This window comes from Janthinobacterium sp. 75, assembly GCF_004365495.1.
GTDB lineage: Bacteria > Pseudomonadota > Gammaproteobacteria > Burkholderiales > Burkholderiaceae_D > Janthinobacterium.
The window spans coordinates 3,333,918-3,353,720 of sequence record NZ_SORD01000001.1 but is presented as its reverse complement, the minus strand read 5'-3'; the positions used below and the strand labels follow the sequence as shown (position 1 = coordinate 3,353,720).

The following is a 19,803-nucleotide window of genomic DNA, read 5'->3' as shown; positions in this document are numbered from 1 at the left end:
TCCGCCAGGCTTATTTCGCGAGGACGACCTTGCCGTCCTTGACTTCACCGAAAACGGTCAGGTCGGCCGTGATCGCCTCGTGGTTGGTCTTGCTGAACGGCTTGTTGTAGGTGGTGACGGCGCCTTCCACTTTTTCCGTCAGGTTTTCCAGCGCGGCGCGCACTTTCGGGCCATCGGTGCCGCCCGCCTGCTTGAAGGCCGCGGCCAGCAGGTAGATGGAATCGTAGCCTTGCGCAGCCGACACGGCCGACGGCATGCGGCCGCCCGATGGCTTGTAAGCGGCCACATAGGCGTCGATGAAGGCCTTGCGCTTCGGCGTGCTGGCATCCTGGATGAAGGTTTGCGGCATGCGCGTGCCGTCGCCGTTCTTGCCCGCGTTATCGATGAAATTGCCCATGGCTAGGGTCCAGCTGCCGATCAGCGGCACTTTCCAGCCCAGTTTTTCCATGCCGTTGGCAATCTGCGCCAGTTCCGGGCCGATGCCGTAGGTCAGCACGACTTCCGCCCCCGCCTGCTTGGCTTTCAGCAGCTGGGCCGTCATGTCGACGTCCTTGATGTTGTATTTTTCAACGACAACGGGCTTGATACCTTTCTTGTCCAGCGCCTTTTCCAGGTCTTCGCGGCCCAGCTGGCCATAGTTGGTGGAGTCAGCCAGGATCGCCACTTTCTTGAACTTGCGGTTTTCGATCGCCTCGTGCACGATCATGCCGGATTGGATGGTGTCATTGGCCGCATTGCGGAAGATGTAGTTTTCCGGCTGGTCGGCGAATTGCTTGGTGACGATGGAGCCCGTCGCCACATTGTTCATCACGGGAATTTTCGCTTCCTGGTAGAAGCGCTGCGAAGCCAGGGCCACGCCTGTGTTGATGTAGCCGACGGTGGCGGCGACCTTTTCCTTGTTGATGAGCTCCTGGGCGATCTGCACGCCCCGTTCGTTCTTGGCTTCGTCATCGCGTTCGATCAGCAGCAGGGAACGTCCCAGTACGCCGCCCTTGGCATTGATTTCAGCGACAGCCAGCTTGACGCCGTCGCGCATCGACACGCCCATCGGCGCGGAACCGCCCGTGAACGGACCGGACACGCCGATCTTGATGGGGTCGGCTGCGACTGCCGCCTGCGAGAATCCCAAAACCAAACTTGCCACGAGCAATTTCTGTTTCAAATTCATTGTCATCTCCTCTGATACAACGTTTTTAATGCCACTTATTTTTATAGTCGTACGCTGGATAACCGCCCCATCGATAAATCATTGTAGGTGAGTAAACATGCACCAGCAACAACTACATATGACGCATCGCAACATGCAGAAAAGACCGGTTTTCTGGCCCGATGTCAGTCTTTTGTAAGGAAAATATGACGCAAATTTTCGCAGCTGCGCCATTCGCCAACCTGACTGTGGCAAAACGCGACAGGCAAGCAGACGAGCTCTGCTATTCCCCCGGCCCCTGATCTGGCGCAATACGGGCACTGTCCAGCATGCTAACGTCGGCCATGCCAGCGCGTGCGCGCCGGTCCAGTCAACCGCACCTACCGCATGGAGGCCATATGCAGCGCCCGTCGAACACCTGCCTTTTTTTCCTGCTGCCTGGCGCCATCGCCAGCCTGCTGCTGGGCGGTTGCGCCACCGACCTGGCGCCCGTGCGCACCTTCGCCGAACAGACGCAGAAAATGTCGGTCCACTTCGAACCCATGCTGGCGGGCGGCGTCCATAGCTGCATGGACAAGGCCATGCGCAAGCGTCTGATCCTGGCAGAGCGTTTCGATGCGCAAGCCAGCGAGCAGGCGGCGCGCGCCGATTGCGCCACCATCGCGCAGGCCAGCGCGTCGGTCGCCAGCCTGAACGACGTCCTGCTGCGCTTTGCCCACACCCTGGCAGCGCTGGCCGGTGACAAGCTGCCTGTCTACAAGGAAGAGCTTGGCGAACTCGGCGATGCGCTGAGCGGCCTGGCACAGCCGGATGGCGGTGCGCCCCTACTCGATGCGGGCAGGCTGGACAAGGTGATGAAACTGAGCGAACACCTGAGCCGGCTGGCCACGCAGCGCCTGCAGAAATCGGCCTTGCGCGAACTGCTCGACGAGCAGGAAGCCATCGACATTGTCAGCAATGCGCTCAAGGAGTATGCCCAGCGCAGCTACCGTGCCGGCTTGCAGGATGAATTGCGCGACCTGGACCTGCTGCGCGGCGCCGTCGACAAGTCCGCGCCGCGCGAACCGCTGGCCGCCAACTACATCCGCACGCGTCTGTACCTGGAAGGACGGCAATTGAAAGAAAGGGAAAAGATCGTCGCCGCGTATGTCGCCGCCGTCGACGCGCTGCAAGCCAGCGTGGCCGCGCTGCGGAGCAATCTCGAACACCTGCAGGCGCCCGAACTGGAACGGCAACTGGCGCAGTTTTCACGCCACGTCGACACGCTGCAAAAACAGGCTGTTTTCTATGGCGCCGCCCGCTGGTAAGCGGCGCGCACACAGGAGTATCCCATGGCCCAACTGACCGAACTGACGAAGGACCAAAGCTACGCCATCGCCGACAGCCTGGCGCAAGCGTCAAACCTGGTGCTGGAATTGCGCATCCGCGAACGGGAGGCGCTGACGCCGGACGAGCGCGCGCTGCTGGAGCAATATGAAGACCACCTGGACCAGATGGTGGCCCTGTTTCGGGCCTATGGCATTTACCTGACCGCCGCAGGCGCCGAGCAGGCACGCGGCGATATCGAGGGTGCCATTGCCAAGGGCAAGCTGCAGCTCAAGCGCATCGCCGACATCAAGGCGGCCATAGTCGCCGCTGCCAGGCTGGTCGACCTGGGCGCAGCCATTCTGTCGCGCGACCCGTTCGCCATCGGCGAGGCTGCGGCCAGCCTGCGGGCCAAGCCAAAAAAAGATGTACCAGGCTAGCTCAGGGTTCCGGCGGGCGGTGTCCCATCGCGTGCGTGGCCATTTTCAGGTACAGGAAGGACTGCTCCTCGTTGTGCGCATAGCCCATGCGTCCCTCCGCCAGCGCCACGGATTTCTGCTGCAGCGCTTCCGGGTAGTTCAGGTCGCAGGCAGCGTCGAGCCAGAAACGCGCCCTGCCCTCGTCGCTATCCTGCAGCATGTTCGCCACGATAAACATGGCCGGCGCCACCTGGCGCTGCGCGGCCAGCTCCAGCCAGCGCAGCGCGGCGGCGCTGTCCTGCGCTCCGCCCATGCCGTTTTTCAGCATCAGGCCCAGGTAATACGCAGCGGGGCCGCTGCCCTGCCCCGCCGCCTGTTCGAACAGGGCGCGCGCCTGCGGCTGGGACGCTACTCCCGCGCGCATCAACACCTTGGCCCGGGCCGTGACATCGGGCGCCGCCAATGCCAGGGGTGACGCCAAGGCGGCTGCCAGCAGCCATGCCGCCCGCTTCATTTGGACAGGTCGAGCTGGTACAGCGCAAAGCCCTTGCCCGCGCCATCGTCGGCCTTCAGCTGCGTGACGTTATCGATACCGGCCGCTTTCGCCAGGTCGATCACGTTCGGCGCCGAATGGAAGACCACCGGGCCTTTCGTGGCGACTTTGGCAAAGCGCCAGCTGCGCGCCGAGCCGTTTTTCGCGCGCGTCAGGTTTTTCTGCTGCGTGACGTAGGCGATCAGCAGTTCGCGGTTGTTGTCGGGCGAGGCCACCACCGTCTTGCTGCCGTCGAGGCCGGGGAAATTGCCACCGCCGCTGGCGCGGTAGTTATTTGTCGCGATGAGGAATTCCTGGCCCGCGTCCATCGGCTTGCCCTTATAGGTAAGCGCCTTGATGCGCTGGCCCGGCGGTTGCGTGACATCGATTTGATAGCGCACGTCAGCACTGGTGATGGTATCGAAGTTGTAGCTCGGGTGGGCCGTGTTGACCAGTTCCTGCGGCTCCGTCTTGTGCGGGGCGATGGTATTGAAACGCTGCGCCGACTGTTCCAGCCAGGCTTTCAGCTCCGCGCCATTCATCTTCACACCATACAGCGCATTCGGATACAAATACAGGTCGGCCGCGTTGTTCAGCGCCACATTGCCTGCCTTGACGTCCGTGTAATCGGACACGCCGGCAGAGCCGCTCTTGAACGGCGATGACATCGACAGCACGGGCAGGTGCGCATACTGCGGCAAGTTCGCCTTGACATAGGCGGCCAGGTAGCCCGATTGCGCCTGGTTCACCACTTCAATGGCGCTGACGTCGCCCACGTCGGCGAAATACGTCGACATGCGGAAGTCCGTGGCACCAACCGGTGTCTGCACGTAGGCGATGGTGGCCGCGTGTTCCTCGGCCACCAGTTTGGCGATGGCCGCATCGGGCTGGACATAGCTTTTGTCCGCATTCTGGATGCCGCGCGCTTCCACCGTGGTGGCACTCTTGTCGATGAGCCACTGCTTGCCGTCATGGCGCAGGCGCAAACCGATCACGCCCAGGTGCTTGCCCCACAAATTGGCCATCACGGTAGGCACGCCATTGACCAGGCCACGGGCCTTGTCGACGCCGGGCAAATTAAACTGCGGCACCGTGCTGCTGGCGTTCGGAAACAGCTGGTGCGAGTGGCCGATCAGCATGGCGTCCACGCCCGGCACTTGCGACAGGTAGTAATTGCCGTTTTCCATGGTGGGCGAGTACGGGCTGTTATCCAGGCCGCCGTGCGAGATCGCCACCACCAGCTCGGCGCCCTTGGCGCGCATCTCGGGAATGAATTTTTCCGCCGTCTCGCGCACGCCCTGCGTGTAGACGCGGCCTTCGAGCCAGCGCTTGTCCCAGGCCATGATGGTGGGCGGCGCAAAACTGATGATGCCGACCTTCACGGTGCTCGTGATGGCCTTGCCATCGGGGCCGGTCGCCGTGATCTGCTTGTCTATGATGTGATACGGCGCAAACAGGGGCTTGCCCGTCTTGGCGCTGTAGACGTTGGCCAGCACTTGCGGGAACGCGGGGCCGGCGCAGCGCGGTTTGGCCGCGTCGACGCTGTCGACGTCAAAACGGTTGCCCGTCACCTGGCTCAAAAACGCCAGGCCGTAGTTGAATTCGTGGTTGCCGATGCCGCCGCCATCGACCTTCAGCAGATTCATGGCCTTGTAGATGGCCAGGGTCTGGTCGCAGGCCAGCGGTTTCACGAGGGCCTGGTAGTCGGCCAGCGCCGTGCCCTGGATGGTGTCGCCGTTGTCGAGCAGGAGATTGTTCGGGAACTCGGCACGTGCCTGCGCGATCAGTGCCGCCGTGCGTTCCAGGCCGATCGAGGGCTCCGCCTGCAGCTTGTAGTAATCATAACTGAGTACATTCGCGTGCAAGTCCGTCGTCTCCAGCAGGGCCAGGGTGGCGCTGCTGCCCGCCGGCGCCGCTGCCAGAGGCCGGGCCGGTTCGTGGGCGGCGGGCGGCAAGGCGCCGCAGCCAGCCAGCAGCAGCGGTAACAGGGCGAGACGGGGGAGTTGGCGCAAGGGTTGGCACATGAGTTATTCCTGTGGAAAGACAATATGGCCAGCATCATACGCAGCACGGCAGCCATCTTCAAGGCAAAAATATTGTCGCAAATATAGCAAAATCGTCATTTTATTGCCCGGTGCAGCAGCAATTGCGCCGCAGCGGCAGCGGAAACGCGCCGCGCTCGCGTATAATTCAAGGTTTGATTTCACCATAGAAGACCAGAACATTATGGAAGCCGAACGCATCAATATCATCTCCGCCCTGCTCAACGACCTGACGGTCCGCGAAGCCGAACTTCGGAGGTATCTTTGACTTCACTGTCAAGTCGGAGAAACTAGAGCAAGTCAACGAAGAACTGGAAGATCCGACCGTCTGGAACGATCCCAAGCGCGCCCAGGACCTCGGTAAAGAGAAGAAGGCGCTGGAAGCCATCGTCTTCACGCTGACTAAGGCGGATGCCGACCTGCGCGACACCCGCGACCTGTTCGACATGGCCCGCGAAGAAGGCGACGACGATACCCTGGAAGCGATCGAGCAGGACGTGCAGGAAATCCGCAAGGTCATCGAAAGCATGGAGTTCCGCCGGATGTTCAACAATCCGATGGACCCGAACAACTGCTTCATCGACATCCAGGCCGGCGCCGGCGGCACGGAGGCCCAGGACTGGGCTTCGATGCTGCTGCGCCAGTACCTGCGCTATTGCGAACGCAAGGGCTTCAAGGTCGAGATCCTGGAGCAGTCCGACGGCGAGGTTGCCGGCATCAAGACGGCCACCCTGAAGGTCGAGGGCGATCACGCCTACGGCTTCCTGCGCACGGAAACGGGCGTGCACCGCCTGGTACGCAAGTCGCCATTCGACTCGGCCAATGGCCGCCACACCTCGTTTACGTCGCTGTTCGTGTATCCGGAAGTCGACGATTCGATCGAGATCGACGTCAACCCGGCCGATATCCGCGTCGATACCTATCGCGCGTCGGGCGCCGGTGGTCAGCACATCAACAAGACCGACTCCGCCGTCCGCATGACCCATGCGCCGACCGGCATCGTGGTGCAGTGCCAGAACGACCGTTCGCAGCACCGCAACCGCGCCGAAGCGATGGAAATGCTGAAAGCCAAGCTGTACGAACATGAACTGCGCAAACGCATGAGCGAGCAGCAAAAGCTGGAAGACTCGAAAACGGACGTGGGCTGGGGCCACCAGATCCGTTCCTACGTGCTGGATCAGTCCCGCATCAAGGACTTGCGCACCGGTTTCGAGACGGGCAATACCAAGGGCGTGCTCGATGGCGACATCGACGAATTCATCTCCGCCTCGCTGAAACAAGGCGTGTAAGGATGAATGCATCCGTTCCAGTCCGGCGTGCCTTCCTGTTCGACATGGATGGCACGATCGTCGACAACATGGCCTTCCACACGACCTCGTGGCTGGCGTTCTTTGAACGACAGGGCCATGCGCTGGATGCGGACGCCTTTTTCCGCGACACGGCAGGACGGCAAGGACACGAAATTATCGCCAAGTACCTGGGCGAGGATGTCGACCATGTCACCCTGCTGGCTGAAAAGGAAGTCGTCTACCGCGAACTGTATGGCCCGCACCTGGCCACGGTGGCCGGTTTCGGCCAGCTGATCGCCAGCGCGCGCCAGCACGGCGTAGCGCTGGTGGTGGGCACCGCCGCACCAGACGAGAACATCGCGTTCACGCTCGACGGCCTGGACCTGCGGCACCGCTTCGACGCCATCGTCGGCGCCGCCGACGTGGAACGGGGCAAGCCGCACCCGGACGTGTTCCTGAAGGGCGCGCTACTGGCCGGCGCACTGCCGCAAGACTGCATCGTCTTTGAAGACGCGCCCTTGGGCGTGGAAGCGGCGCGCCGTGCCAGCATGCGCGTCGTGGTACTCACCACCACTCTGCCGGCCGAGGCGTTTGCTGCCTTCGACAACGTCATTGCCATCGTGCCGGATTTCTCCGCACTCGAGGTCGACGCACTGTTTGCCAGCGTGGCGCCAGCGCTGGCGCCACATCATCAATAATCACCAACGAAGAACACCATGACTACGGATATCCAAGAACAAGCCGCCGCCCCCGATGAAAACAAGATCATCGCCGAGCGCCGCGTCAAGCTGGCAGCACTGCGCGAACAAGGCGTCGCCTTCCCGAACGACTTCCGCCCCGAGCACAAGGCAGCCGACCTGCATGCGCAATACGGCGCCAAGACGCGCGAAGAGCTGGAAGAAAACCCCGTACACGTAGTGCTGGCCGGGCGCATGATGCTCAAGCGCGAAGCGGGCAAGAAAGCCGCCTTCGCCACCCTGCAAGACGCTTCCGGCCCGAAAGCCGACGGCCGCATCCAGATCTACGCCACGCTCGACCTGACGGGCGAAGCGGCCATGGCCGCCCTGCACCACTATGACCTGGGCGATATCCTGGGCGTGCAAGGCACACTGTTCAAGACCAAGACGGACGAACTGACCATCAAGGTCACCGAACTGCGTTTGATCACCAAGTCGCTGCGCCCGCTGCCGGACAAATTCCACGGCCTGGCCGACCAGGAAACGAAGTACCGCCAGCGCTACGTCGACCTGATCATGAACGAAGAGACGCGTCGCACCTTCAAGGCGCGTACCGCCGCCATCTCGTCGATCCGCCGCTTCATGGAAAAGAACGAGTTCATGGAAGTGGAAACGCCGATGCTGCACACGATCCCGGGCGGGGCCGCGGCCAAACCATTCATCACGCACCACAATGCGCTGGACATGCAAATGTTCCTGCGTATCGCGCCCGAGCTGTACCTGAAGCGCCTGGTCGTGGGCGGCTTCGACCGCGTGTTCGAAATCAACCGCAACTTCCGCAATGAAGGCGTGTCGATCCGTCACAACCCTGAATTCACGATGATGGAATTCTACGCGGCCTACACCGACTACAAATGGCTGATGGACTTCACGGAAGCCGTCATCCGCCAGGCCGCCATTGATGCGCACGGCACCGCCACCCTGACCTACGGCGGCCGCGAGCTGGACCTGGCCAAGCCGTTCCACCGCCTGACCATCGTCGAAGCGATCAACAAGTACGCTCCGGGCTACACTGCCGAGCAGTTGAACGATGCGGAATTCATCAAGGAAGAACTGAAGAAATTCGGCGTCAAGCCGTTCGCCACGGCCGGCCTGGGCGCGCTGCAACTGGCGCTGTTCGAAGAGACGGCTGAAGCGCAGCTGTGGGAACCGACCTACATCATCGACTACCCTGTCGAAGTGTCGCCACTGGCGCGCGCTTCCGACACGGTGGCCGGCATCACCGAGCGTTTTGAACTGTTCATGGTGGGCCGCGAAATCGCCAACGGCTTCTCCGAGTTGAACGACGCGGAAGACCAGTCAGCCCGCTTCCTGGCGCAAGTGGCCGCCAAGGACGCAGGCGATGAAGAGGCGATGTTCTACGACGCCGACTACATCCGTGCGCTGGAATACGGCATGCCGCCAGCCGGCGGCTGCGGCATCGGCATCGACCGCCTGATGATGATCATCACGGATTCGCCGAACATCCGCGACGTCTTGCTGTTCCCTCACCTGCGCCGCGAAGACTAATCACGGACGCAAGCCAGTAAAAAGCCGCCTGATCGCAAGATCAGGCGGCTTTTTTACTGATGCGGCCTGCTATCAGCCGGCCAGGGTCACGCGCTGGTGGCTGCGGCTGGCCTGCTGCGCCGCCAGCGCCGTGGCCAGCGCGCGCATGCCATCGTCGCCAGTGGCGGCCGGCTGCCCTTCGCCGCGCATGGCGCGCTGGAAGGCGCGCACCGAGCGCACATACAGGTTTTCATGTTCGACGGGGATGTCGACGCTGCCGCCATCACGGGTCAGGCAAATGGTGCCGACGGGGCGCTGCGTCATCACGCCGGTGGCGAAGATGGTGCCCTTGCTGCCGATGATTTCCACTCCCGACAGCGAATACGGCGCATTGAACGCGTCGTGCACCTGCACCAGGGCGCCGTTATCGAACTCGATGACGGCCATCAAACCCTCTTCCAGCCCGGCCACCGTCATGCCGCCGCTGGTGGCACAGGCGGTGACATGGCGCGGCTCCGAGTCCAGCAAAAAGCGCAAGGTGTCGACGTCGTGCACGAACATGTCGAGCGTGACGCCACCCGATTCCGGCGCGTCCAGGCGCCAGCCGCGCAGGTGCTGCGGGAGGTTGTTCGCGTGCAGCACGCGGCAATACAGGGGCTGGCCGATCTCGCCCGCGCGTATCAGCTCGCGCACCTTGCCGTGGCTGGCGGCGTTGCGCAGGTGGTGGTTAATCCCCAGCACCACGCCCGCTTCGGCGCAGCCGTCGACCATGCGGCGGGCGTCGTCCATGTTCAGCGCCAGCGGCTTTTCGCACAGCACGTGCTTGCCCGCGCGCGCCGCCTGCAAGGTCTGCGCCATGTGCCACTCATTGGTGGTGCTGATGTACACGGCCTCCGCGCCCGGATGGGCCAGCGCCGCATCCAGGTCGGTATAACTGGCGCCGATGCCGAACTGCTCGGCGAAGGCGGCGCCGCGCGCGGCATCCGTGCTGACCACGGCCAGCACTTCCGCGTCGCCCTGCTGGCGGATCGCGTCGACCATCCATTCGCGCGCCACGGTGCTGGCGCCGACCAAAATCCATCCGATCTTCTTCATTCGATTCTCCAGTTAAAAAGTGTGGCGCAGGCCGAGGTTCCAGGCCTGGTTGCCGCTGCCGTTGTCAGTGGCGTTGCCCACCACGTAGGCGGCGCCGTTGCGGTTGTCGATATGCGCATAGGCCGCGTACAACGTGCTGCGCTTCGACAGCGCATAGGTGTAGCCGATGCCGATCTGGGAAGCGTCGCCGTTGGCGGCGCGCCGGTCGTCGCGCCGCACGTACGAGAACAATACGCGGTGCGGGCCCACCGGCAAGGTGGCGCCCAGCATCAGGTCCGCGCTATCGACCGTGGTGGCGGCGCCCGCCGAGCTCTTGCTGACGGCAACGGCGCCGTGCGCCTTGACCACGCCGAAGTCCCAGGTGGCGCCAAGCACCGTGTTGCGCGCCCTTCCCCTCACCAGCGCGGCCGACAGGGTGTTGGCGTCCTGGTGTGCCATGCGCACATACAGTGGCCCGCTGGCATAGGTGGCCGCGGCGCCGGTGTAGCGCTTTGCCGCCGCGTCGCCAGGTACTTCGCCGTAGCCGTACGCCAGTTCGCCGGAAAGGCCGCAGCGCACGGGCGAGCTGTAGGTAATGCTGTTATCGACCCGGCTGATGTAGCCAGCCGTGAAGACATTGCTCATCCTGCCCGCAAAACCAAGGTAAAACGGATCCAGCGCGCCCAGGCTGCTATCGATAAAAGTGTACTGGCGGCCCAGCCGTAGTGTGCCCGCCTCGCCGGCGAGGCCGACGAAAGCCTGGCGCCCGAACAGCAGGCCGCCCTGAGCCGAAGCGCCCGTGTCAGCCAGGATGCCCGCATCCATCGTAAAGATCGCCGTCATGCCGCCGCCCAGGTCTTCGCTGCCCTTGAAACCCAGCCGCGAGCCGTTGGCGATGCCGCTGGTCAGCTTGAGCACCCTGCCGCCGGCACCGCCGCTTTCGGACACCACGCCCATGTCCGCTATGCCAAACACCGACACGTTCGACTGCGCGCAACACAGGCCGCCGCAAGCGCCGGCGCCGATGATCATTGCTCCTACAACCTTGTTCTTCATGTCTTGCCCTGTCTGTCTTTTTATCGATACTGTTCTTAGCTCACCAGGTAGCGCGGACGCTCGCCGCGCAAGCCGGCCAGCAGGTTGTCCACGGCCTGCTGCGCCATGGCGTAGCGCGTTTCATGCGTGGCCGAGCCGATGTGCGGCAGCGCCACCACATTGGCCATGGCCAGCAGCGGATTGTCCGGCGCCACCGGCTCGCGCTCGAACACGTCGAGGCCGGCACCATGGATCTGGCCCTGTTGCAGTGCCTCGATCAGCGCCGCCTCGTCGACGATGCGCCCGCGCGAACCATTGATAAAGATGGCGCCGCGGCGCATCAGGGCGAACTCGCGCCGGCCCATCATGCGTTCCGTCTGCGCCGTCAGCGGCAGGACCACGCAGACGAAGTCCGACCCGGCCAGCAGCTCGTCGAGCGCCACCTGGCGCGCGCCCAGCGCAGCCTCCACCTCCGGCACCGCTTCGCCGTTCACGTACAGCACCTGCATGCCGAAACCCAGCGCGGCGCGGCGGGCGACGGCGCGGCCGATGCGGCCCATGCCCAGCATGCCGATGGTTTTTCCATGCACGTTGACGCCGTACTGGCTTTCGCCCACGCTGCGCGTCCAGCCTCCAGCCTTGACGAATTCGGCCAGTTCGACGACGCGCCGCGCGCTGGCCAGGATCAGCGCAAAGATCGTGTCGGCCGTCGTTTCCGTCAGCACGTCCGGCGTATTGGCCAGCAAGATGCCCCGTTCGCGCAGGTAATCGACGTCGAACTGGTCGACGCCCACCGAAATGGTGGAAATGATGCGCAGCCCGGCAGCCGGGTCCAGCAGTTCTCGGTCCAGGCGCACGCTGGCACCCAGCAAGCCGTGCGCGCCACGGATGGCGGCAGCGAACGCGGCGCGGTTGCCCGCATCGATGGCCTCGAAATACGTCACATCGCATTCCGCGCGCAGGCGCGCCAGCAGCGGTTCGGCCAGCTTTTTATAGACAACGACATTTTTTTTCATGTATTTCCCCTGTTCGGTTCAAGATGGGACCAGCGCATCGAGCTGGGGGCGGGTCGGCAAACCTTCCATGTCGCCGGCCACCTGGATGGCGAAGGCGCCGACCCGGTTGCCGCGCCGTACCGCCTGCGCCAGCGGCAAGCCTTCCAGCAAGGCGCTGACCAGGCCGGCCGCGAAGCCGTCGCCGGCACCCACCGTGTCGACCACGTTGACCACGCGCTCGCCCGGCACCATGCCGCTGTCGCCATCGGCCGTGCGGTAATAGGCACCCTCGGCACCCAGCTTGATGACCACCAGCCGCGCGCCCTGTTGCAAATAAAAGCCGGCGACGTCGTGCGGCAGGTCGTGACCGGTGAGGATTTTCCCTTCCCCCAGGCCGGGCAGTACCCAGTCCGCCTTGGCGGCGAGGCGGTTGATCTGTTCGACCATGACGGCTTGCGAAGGCCACAGCGAGGGCCGCAGGTTCGGATCGAACGACACGCTCCGACCATGGTCGCGCATGAAGTCGAGCGCCTGGCCGGCGAACGCCAGGCTGGTCTCGGATAGAGCCGCCGCCACGCCCGTGGCGTGCAAATGGCGCGCGGAAAGGAAATAGGCGGGGTCGAAGTGCTCGGGCGCCAGCCGGCTGGCGGCGGAACCCTTGCGGAAGTATTCGACCAGCGGATCGGCGCCGTTCTCGGCCTTTTCCTTGAGCAGGAAGCCGCTGGACTGGCCGGCGACGGCGACGACCCGGCTGCAATCGACGCCTTCGGCCTGCACGCTGGCGCGGATGAAGCGGCCGAACGAGTCGTCGCCCACCCGGCTCAGCCAGCCGACTTTCAGCCCCAGGCGTGCCAGGCCGATGGCGACATTCGTCTCGGCGCCAGCCAGGCGGCGCGTAAAATGCGCCACGGCCGCCAGGTCCCCCGTTTCCTCGGCAACGAACATCGCCATCGCCTCGCCGTAGGTGACGACGTCGAGCGCATACGCAGCCTGCCCCTCTTCTGCCCGGCCCTCCTCATGCGGCATCATGCGGCCTCCAGCATCTGGATGTAGCGGCCCGTTTCGGCCACCAGGTCTGCCCCCTCCAGCGGGAATTCGATGGCCCGCTGCACGCCCGGTGCAAAGTACGCGAAGACGGTGCGCCAGGCCGGATCAGCCTCGGAGACAGCACAGGCGGACAGCCGGCCAGCGTCCTCCAGGACAGCCTTGCAATGCACGTAGCGCACATACGGCGCCAGCAGGCGTGCCGCCTGCTGCGCATCCTCGCCCACCCAGCGCCAGTTGCCGATGTCGAACGTCAGTCCCACCGGCAGCCCGCCTTCGCGCGCCGCCGCCAGGAAGCGCGCCATAGTTGACAGCTTGCCGCCATGGGCCGTCTGGTCGTTTTCAACCAGCAGCGCCACGGGCGCCGCCGCCAGCTGGGCGTTCAAGGCCTGCAGGTCCGGCGCGGCCGGGTAATGGCCCAGCGACACCTTCAGGTAGCGCGCCCCCAAGCGCGCCGCCTCGTCCAGCATCTGCTGCAGCAGCTCCTGCTGCAGCAGTCCGTCCGCGCCCCACAATTCGATGGGCGTGGAATACACGCAGTACAGGCCGCGCGCGGCCACTGCCGCGCCCATGCGCGCCAGGTCCGGCAAGTCGGAGGTGAACAGTTCGCGACGGATTTCGATGCCTGCGCCGCCCGCATCGGCCACCACGTCGATGAAATGGCTTTGACCCAGCTGCCTTACCCTGCTTGCGCCGTAGGCCGACGCTGCCACCAGAACGGGGCTCATTTGATCGCTCCCGCGCCGACGAACTGGCGCGCTTCGGGCGTTTGCGGATTGCTGAAGAAGGCTTCGGACGGCCCGCTCTCCCACACCGTCCCCTGGTGCATGAAGACGGTGACGTGGGCCATGCGCCGCGCGAACTCCATCTCGTGCGTCACCAGCAGCATCGTCATGCCCGCCTGCGCCAGCTCTTCCATCACCTTCAGCACTTCCTGCGTCAGTTCCGGGTCGAGCGCCGACGTCACTTCGTCGAACAGCATCACCTGCGGTTCCATCGCCAGCGAACGGGCGATTGCCACGCGCTGCTGCTGGCCGCCCGACAGCTGCTCGGGATAGGCGTCGCGCTTGTGGTCCAGGCCCACCTGCTTGAGCACGCGCAGCGCCGTGGCGCGGCCTTGCACGTCGGGCACCTTCTTGACGATGCGCGGCGCCAGCATGACGTTTTCTTCCACCGTCAGGTGGGGGAACAGGTTGTAGCTCTGGAAGACCATGCCGACATCCTTGCGCAAGTCGAGCAAATGCTCCTGGCGCGCCGTCAGCGTATGGCCTGCCACGACGATGCTGCCGCTGTCAATGGTTTCAAGGCCGTTGATACAGCGCAGCATGGTGCTCTTGCCGGAACCGCTGCGCCCGATCACGGCGATGACCTGACCACGCTCGACGGCGAACGAAACGCCCTTGAGCACGTGATTGGCGCCGAAGCTCTTGCTGATATTGTCAATTTCAACGATGGGCATGGAATTTCCTTTCCAGTGAATGGCTGTAGCGCGACAGTGGGTAGCACATCGCGAAGTAGATCAGGGCGACGACGGGGAAGACGATGAAAGGCAGGAAGGTCGCGTTGCTGACCAGTTGCCCTGCCCGCGTCAGTTCCACCACGCCGATGATCGAGGTGATCGAAGTGTTTTTGATGATCTGCACCATGAAGCCCACCGTCGGCGGCAACGAATGGCGCAGCGCCTGCGGCAGGATGACGTAGCGCAGCTGCTGGTAGCGGTTCAGCGCCAGCGCGGCCGATGCTTCCCACTGCTGCCGCTGTACGCCTTCGATGCAGCCGCGCCAGATCTCGCCCAGGTAGGCGCTGGCAAAGATCGTCATCGCCGCGCCGGCCGCGATGATCGGCGACAGCTTGTAGCCGAACAAGGCCAGGCCGTAATAGGTGAGGAACAGCACGATCAGCACGGGCGTGCCCTGGACCAGCTGGATGTACAGGGCGCTGATGAAGCGCAGGAACGGGCTGCGCGCCGTGCGCAGCAGCGCCACCGCGAAGCCGGCGATGCCACCCGTGATGAAAACGATCAGCGACAGGCCGATGGTCCAGCGCGTGGCCTCAAGCAGAAATTGCAGGTTATCCCAGGAAAAATCACTGATCATGTCATGCTCCCATGCGCACCGCGCCCAGACGGCGGCGGCGTTTGAAGACGATCTGGCCCAGTACCCAGAAGCTGAAGCGGAACAGCAGGGCCAGCAGGATGTACAGCACCATCACGACGATGTAGATCTCGAAACTGCGGAAGGTTTCCGCATCGAGCAGGTGGGCGGCGGCAGTCAGCTCTTCGGCGGAAATGGCCGACACCACGCTCGAGGCGAGCATCATCAGCGTGAACTGGCTGGCCAGCGCCGGATACACTTTTTCCAGCGCCGGCAGCAGCACTACATGGCGCATCACTTGCCAGCGCGTCATGCCCAGCGCCTGAGCCGCCTCCAGCTGGGACGGATGCACGGCGCCTATGCCGGCGCGCACGATTTCCGCCGCATAGGCGCCCAGATTGACCGTCATGGCGACGAGCGCGGCGCCATTCGCGTCCAGCTGCAGACCCAGCGACGGCAAGCCGAAGTAAATGATGAACAGCTGCACCAGGAACGGCGTGCTGCGGATCACCTCGACATACGCGCGCACCAAAGCGCGGGCATAGGCGGGACCGTTCTTCAGGATGACGGCGGCGCACACGCCCACCGCCAGTCCCAGCACCATCGCCAGGGCGCTCAGGCGTATCGTCAGCGCCGCGCCCCACAACAGACGGTCCAGCGATTGCATGACGAGCTCGAAATGAAATTCATACGGCATACTCAACTCCTTATCTACGTGCACATCCCCGGCGGCGCCACCATGGTGGCGCGCCGTACGGACCAACACTTTCCCTATGCGGCTTGCGGTATCAGAAGGTCGGCAATGGCGGCAGCGGCGCGCCGCTCCACTTGCGCGCGATGGCGTCGAGTTCGCCGTTCAGCTTGACGTAGTAGATGAAGTTGTTGAGCCACTGATGCAGCTCGAAGTCGCCGCGGCGCACCGCCATCGAATTCGGTTGCACGGAATACGTGAACCTGACCTCGATCTTGCCCGCGCCGCGGGTCTTGATGATGTCGAGCGCCATCGTGCTGGGGATCGACACGGCGTCGACCTGCTTGCTGAGCAAGGCCTGGGTGACGGTGGCATCATCCTCGAAACGCACGATGGCCGTGCCGGCCGGCGCCATGCGGCTCAGCGCCGTGTCATTCGTGGTGCCGCGCGTCACGCCCACCTTCTTGCCCTTCAGGTCGGCCAGGGCCTTGAATTTGCCGCCGACCGGCGCGACGATCGCCAGTTCGAACGCGCTGTAAGGCATGGTGAACATCAAGGTCTTGGCCCGTTCCGGCGTGGGCGCCAGGGTCGCCACAAGGAAATCGACCTTGCCCGACTCCAGCGACGGCACGCGTGAGGGCGCCGTCAGGGGCACCACTTCCACGGGCAGGTTCATGTATTTGCCGATCAGGTTGGCGACATCGACGTCATAGCCGACGGGCGCGCCCTTGGCGTCGATGCTGCCAAACGGCGGCGTGCCGCTGACCACGCCGATGGTCAGCTTGCCTTTCTTGATGAGGTCGCCAAGCGTCTGGGCGCCCGCGTCGGCGGCCGCGCCCAGGGTGCAGGTGGCGGCGAGCGCACAAGCCACGATCTTCGAGTAAAACAGTGTAGTCATCTTCATGCTTCAGTCTCCTGTGATCCCGGTACCGGCCTCGTCGAGGCACTTCCGGGAATATTGTCAAATGGACGATTTAGTTCGTCTCTTGCCATGTCGTTTCAACCTCATGCCAACCTCGTGCAACCATTGCCCTGCCTGCCTATCCATGCTCCTTTCCAGTGAGAACATCTTCTATGAAACCGGTTCCATACCTTCCCCAAAAAAAAGGGCAACGCCCTCTTCCCCGTCAATCGGCACTCTTGCCCGCAATTCCTCCCTGGGTGGAGTTGCGCACAATCAACTTACCCGGCAACAGCACCTCGCGCGGCGGGCACTGCTCGCCCTGCAGGCGCGACAGCATGCACGTCATCGCCGAAAAGCCGATCTCGTAAGTCTGCTGCTCGATCGTGCTCAGGCCAGCCAATGGTGACCACGGCAATTCGTCAAAGCCCAGCAGGCCCACGTCTTGCGGCATGCGCAGCGCGAGGCGCTGCAGCATCAGCGCCAGTTCCAGCGCCACCATGCCGTTCGACGCCAGCAGCGCCACGCGGCGGCCGCGCCACTGCGCCAGACATCGCCGCACATGCGCGTCGATGGAGGGCCGGTCGTCCAGGTCCACCGCCAGTACTTCGCCCACGCAGCCGGGATGCTCGGCCATCACGGACTGAAAACCCTCGGCGCGCATCAGCCGCGAACTGACGCCTGTCAATGGCGGCGCGACGAAGGCGATGGCGTCGAAACCCTGTTCGATCAGATGCGAGGTGGCCAACCCGCCAGCCTGTACATTGTCCAGGCCCACCAGGTCGAAATCGGCGCCCTCGATGCGGCGGTCGACCAGCACGATGGGCATGTCCGCCTGCTGCAAGTCAGACGATTGGATGTTGCGCCCCTGCGTGTTGACGATCAGCCCTTCCACGCTGTACGAGCGCAGCGCTGCCAGCGACTGCCGTTCGCGCAGTTCGTCATTGCCTGTATTACACAAGATCAAGGTATAGCCATGCTGCTGGCAAGCCGCTTCCACGCCTTGCAGCACTGCCACCGTGTAGGGGTTCAGCATGTCCGCCACGACCATGCCGATCAGGCGCGTGCGTCCACGCTTGAGGCCGCGCGCCATCTGGTTCGGCTGGTAGCCGAGGCGCGCGATGGTGCTGGTGATCTGCTGGCGGATATTCTGGGACAAAGCGTCCAGTTCGCCGCCGAGAAAGCGCGACACGCTGGTCTTCGACACGCCCGCCTCGCGCGCCACCTGGGCGATGGTCACGGGCCGGGCTGGCTCGCCGGAAACTGTTTTTTTATTGCCGCGCACTGAATCCAAGGTTGCTCTCCACTACCTGTTGACGTTCATATTTTTATTTTGGAACCGGTTCCAAAGATAGCACCCACGCATCGATGACGCAAGCGATTTGATTACTTGTGGTGGCGAAAGCACGCTGGGGGCAAATGTGAAAGGCGCCACCCTCCCCCGGCAAACGCAGGGAGAGAGCGGACGGTGACTTGCAACACCTGACAAAACCGTAGCGAGCGGAAGGAAGGCTGGGCGCCCCCGATGGCTCGAGAAGCGCATAGGTTTTGATAGGTGTTACTAAGTAGCTTACTGGATCACGGTATAGCAAGGTACGTATGCCGTACCCGCCAGCTTCATGCGGTGCTGCGCCACGAAGGAGGCCAGCAGCGCATCCATGGGACCCATGATGTCCTTGTCGCCATGGATTTCGAAGTTGCCGTGCTCTTCGATCGAACGGATGCCGTCGTCCTTGACGTTGCCCGCCACTACACCGGAAAACGCGCGGCGCAGCTGGGCTGCCAGCAAGTGCGTGGGCTGGTTCTTGTGCAGGCTCAGGTTACGCATGTTTTCATGCGTGGGGTGGAACGGCTTCTGGAACTCGTGGTCGATCTTCAGCAGCCAATTGAAATAATAGGCATCGCTGTGGGCCTTGCGAAATTCGCGCACCAGGCGGATGCCTTCGAGCATTTCGCGCGCCACCAGTTCCGGGTCGTCGATGATGATTTTATAGCGCTGCTGCGCTTCCGGACCCAAGGTGTCGCTGATGAACTGGTTGATCTGCACGAAGTACTCGCGCGAGGTTTCCGGGCCCGTGAAGATCAGCGGGAAGGGAATATCGGCGTTGTCCGGGTGCAGCAGGATGCCGAGGATATACAAAATCTCTTCGGCCGTGCCCGCGCCGCCGGGGAACACGACGATGCCGTGGCCCGCGCGCACGAACGCTTCCAGGCGCTTTTCGATGTCCGGCATGATGACCAGGTCATTGACGATGGGGTTCGGCGACTCGGCCGCGATGATGCCCGGCTCGGTGATGCCCAGGTAGCGGCCATTGTGCAGGCGCTGCTTGGCGTGGCCGATGGTGGCGCCCTTCATGGGCCCCTTCATGGCGCCCGGGCCGCAGCCGGTGCAGATGTCAAGGCCGCGCAAGCCCAGCTGGTAGCCCACTTCCTTCGAATAATTGTATTCGGCGCGGTTGATCGAATGGCCGCCCCAGCACACCACCAGGTTCGGGTTGAGCTGGGTTTGCAGCACGTTCGCGTTGCGCAGGATATGGAAGACGGCGTCCGTCACGCCTTCCGTGCTCTGCAGGTCGAATTTCGGATTGCCCGTGACTTCATCGCTGACGAAGATGATGTCGCGCAGCACGGCAAACAGGTGTTCGTGGATGCCCTTGATCATCTTGCCATCGACAAAGGCGATGGCTGGCGCGCCCTTGATGTCGAGCTTGATGCCGCGCTCGCGCTGAATGATGGAGATTTCAAACGATTGGTAGCGCTCCAGCAAGGCGCGGCCATCGTCGATGGTGCTGCCGCAATTCAAGACCGCCAGCGCGCAGCGGCGGAAAGTGTTGTACAGGCCGCCCTGGCTGGTGTCGAGCAGTTTGTTGACTTCAGTCTTGGAGAGCACGTCCAGGCGGCCTTCCGGTGAAACCAGAGTATCGATAACGTCGTGTTCCATAATGCGAAAAATCCCTTTAAAAATCGATGCTCGAAGGTCTTGCAGCCTTAATATACGACAAGTCAGGCAA

20 protein-coding genes are annotated in these 19,803 nt (G+C 63.4%); 6 read left to right on the top strand and 14 right to left on the bottom strand.

Going from position 1 to position 19,803, the window contains the following annotated elements:
* Window positions 1-10: 10 nt before the first annotated feature.
* Window positions 11-1,168, bottom strand: a complete 1,158-nt coding sequence (locus tag C8C89_RS15355; protein ID WP_101481684.1) for an ABC transporter substrate-binding protein — start codon at window positions 1,166-1,168, stop codon at window positions 11-13.
* A gap of 377 nt (window positions 1,169-1,545) precedes the next feature.
* Here C8C89_RS15355 and C8C89_RS15350 point away from each other — a divergent pair, with 377 nt between their 5' ends.
* The gene (locus C8C89_RS15350) at window positions 1,546-2,454 is read left to right on the top strand and encodes a hypothetical protein (RefSeq protein ID WP_133990794.1); all 909 of its coding nucleotides are present in this window, start codon (window positions 1,546-1,548) and stop codon (window positions 2,452-2,454) included.
* 24 nt (window positions 2,455-2,478) lie between these two features.
* Complete coding sequence (locus C8C89_RS15345; protein WP_133990792.1) at window positions 2,479-2,892, top strand: hypothetical protein; 414 nt, start codon at window positions 2,479-2,481, stop codon at window positions 2,890-2,892.
* A 1-nt stretch (window position 2,893) separates the two neighbouring features.
* Here the strand turns inward: C8C89_RS15345 and C8C89_RS15340 are convergent, their stop codons facing one another.
* Window positions 2,894-3,352, bottom strand: a complete 459-nt coding sequence (locus C8C89_RS15340; protein ID WP_133990790.1) for a sel1 repeat family protein — start codon at window positions 3,350-3,352, stop codon at window positions 2,894-2,896.
* Between the two features lie 29 nt (window positions 3,353-3,381).
* Window positions 3,382-5,427: a bifunctional 2',3'-cyclic-nucleotide 2'-phosphodiesterase/3'-nucleotidase gene (locus C8C89_RS15335; protein WP_133990788.1), complete on the bottom strand. Its 2,046-nt coding sequence runs from the start codon at window positions 5,425-5,427 to the stop codon at window positions 3,382-3,384.
* Between C8C89_RS15335 and C8C89_RS27185 the strand changes: the two genes are divergently transcribed.
* The 4 genes from C8C89_RS27185 to lysS all read left to right on the top strand — a co-directional run bounded on the left by C8C89_RS27185 (window position 5,426) and on the right by lysS (window position 8,980).
* Window positions 5,426-5,713 (top strand): hypothetical protein, encoded by a 288-nt coding sequence (locus tag C8C89_RS27185; RefSeq protein ID WP_180338394.1) that lies wholly within the window; start codon window positions 5,426-5,428, stop codon window positions 5,711-5,713. The two genes, C8C89_RS15335 and C8C89_RS27185, sit on opposite strands and share 2 nt — an antisense overlap.
* A protein-coding gene (gene prfB / locus C8C89_RS15325) for a peptide chain release factor 2 (protein WP_133990783.1) occupies window positions 5,630-6,734 on the top strand; the annotation gives its coding sequence in 2 pieces (ribosomal slippage) (window positions 5,630-5,710 and window positions 5,712-6,734; 1,104 coding nt in all). The genes C8C89_RS27185 and prfB overlap by 84 nt, the downstream gene beginning before the upstream one ends.
* Before the next feature lie 2 nt (window positions 6,735-6,736).
* A complete protein-coding gene (locus tag C8C89_RS15320) occupies window positions 6,737-7,432 on the top strand; it encodes an HAD family phosphatase (RefSeq protein ID WP_133990781.1) in 696 nt (231 codons plus the stop codon).
* 18 nt (window positions 7,433-7,450) lie between these two features.
* On the top strand, window positions 7,451-8,980 hold the full coding sequence (gene lysS, locus C8C89_RS15315; protein WP_101481691.1) for a lysine--tRNA ligase: 1,530 nt from the start codon (window positions 7,451-7,453) through the stop codon (window positions 8,978-8,980).
* A 72-nt stretch (window positions 8,981-9,052) separates the two neighbouring features.
* On the opposite strand, the gene C8C89_RS15310 is transcribed toward lysS, so the two are convergent.
* The 11 genes from C8C89_RS15310 to ppnN form a co-directional block, all read right to left on the bottom strand.
* Entirely contained in the window at window positions 9,053-10,054 is a 1,002-nt protein-coding gene (locus C8C89_RS15310; RefSeq protein ID WP_133990779.1) for a Gfo/Idh/MocA family oxidoreductase, read from the bottom strand.
* 12 nt (window positions 10,055-10,066) lie between these two features.
* The gene (locus C8C89_RS15305) at window positions 10,067-11,089 is read right to left on the bottom strand and encodes a porin (RefSeq protein ID WP_133990777.1); all 1,023 of its coding nucleotides are present in this window, start codon (window positions 11,087-11,089) and stop codon (window positions 10,067-10,069) included.
* A 35-nt stretch (window positions 11,090-11,124) separates the two neighbouring features.
* Window positions 11,125-12,084 (bottom strand): D-glycerate dehydrogenase, encoded by a 960-nt coding sequence (locus C8C89_RS15300; RefSeq protein ID WP_133990775.1) that lies wholly within the window; start codon window positions 12,082-12,084, stop codon window positions 11,125-11,127.
* Window positions 12,085-12,102: 18 nt separating this feature from the next.
* Entirely contained in the window at window positions 12,103-13,092 is a 990-nt protein-coding gene (locus C8C89_RS15295; RefSeq protein ID WP_279587393.1) for a sugar kinase, read from the bottom strand.
* Window positions 13,089-13,835: a TIM barrel protein gene (locus C8C89_RS15290; RefSeq protein ID WP_133990773.1), complete on the bottom strand. Its 747-nt coding sequence runs from the start codon at window positions 13,833-13,835 to the stop codon at window positions 13,089-13,091. The genes C8C89_RS15295 and C8C89_RS15290 overlap by 4 nt, the downstream gene beginning before the upstream one ends.
* Window positions 13,832-14,566, bottom strand: a complete 735-nt coding sequence (locus tag C8C89_RS15285) for an amino acid ABC transporter ATP-binding protein (RefSeq protein WP_133990771.1) — start codon at window positions 14,564-14,566, stop codon at window positions 13,832-13,834. Before C8C89_RS15285 ends, C8C89_RS15290 begins: the two co-directional genes overlap by 4 nt.
* On the bottom strand, window positions 14,553-15,203 hold the full coding sequence (locus C8C89_RS15280; RefSeq protein WP_101481697.1) for an amino acid ABC transporter permease: 651 nt from the start codon (window positions 15,201-15,203) through the stop codon (window positions 14,553-14,555). Before C8C89_RS15280 ends, C8C89_RS15285 begins: the two co-directional genes overlap by 14 nt.
* 1 nt (window position 15,204) lies before the next feature.
* Window positions 15,205-15,897 (bottom strand): amino acid ABC transporter permease, encoded by a 693-nt coding sequence (locus C8C89_RS15275; RefSeq protein ID WP_101481698.1) that lies wholly within the window; start codon window positions 15,895-15,897, stop codon window positions 15,205-15,207.
* A 91-nt stretch (window positions 15,898-15,988) separates the two neighbouring features.
* The gene (locus tag C8C89_RS15270) at window positions 15,989-16,795 is read right to left on the bottom strand and encodes a transporter substrate-binding domain-containing protein (RefSeq protein WP_133990769.1); all 807 of its coding nucleotides are present in this window, start codon (window positions 16,793-16,795) and stop codon (window positions 15,989-15,991) included.
* A gap of 223 nt (window positions 16,796-17,018) precedes the next feature.
* Complete coding sequence (locus C8C89_RS15265) at window positions 17,019-18,086, bottom strand: LacI family DNA-binding transcriptional regulator (protein WP_133990767.1); 1,068 nt, start codon at window positions 18,084-18,086, stop codon at window positions 17,019-17,021.
* A 276-nt stretch (window positions 18,087-18,362) separates the two neighbouring features.
* Complete coding sequence (gene ppnN / locus C8C89_RS15260; RefSeq protein WP_101481700.1) at window positions 18,363-19,733, bottom strand: nucleotide 5'-monophosphate nucleosidase PpnN; 1,371 nt, start codon at window positions 19,731-19,733, stop codon at window positions 18,363-18,365.
* Window positions 19,734-19,803 lie beyond the last annotated feature (70 nt).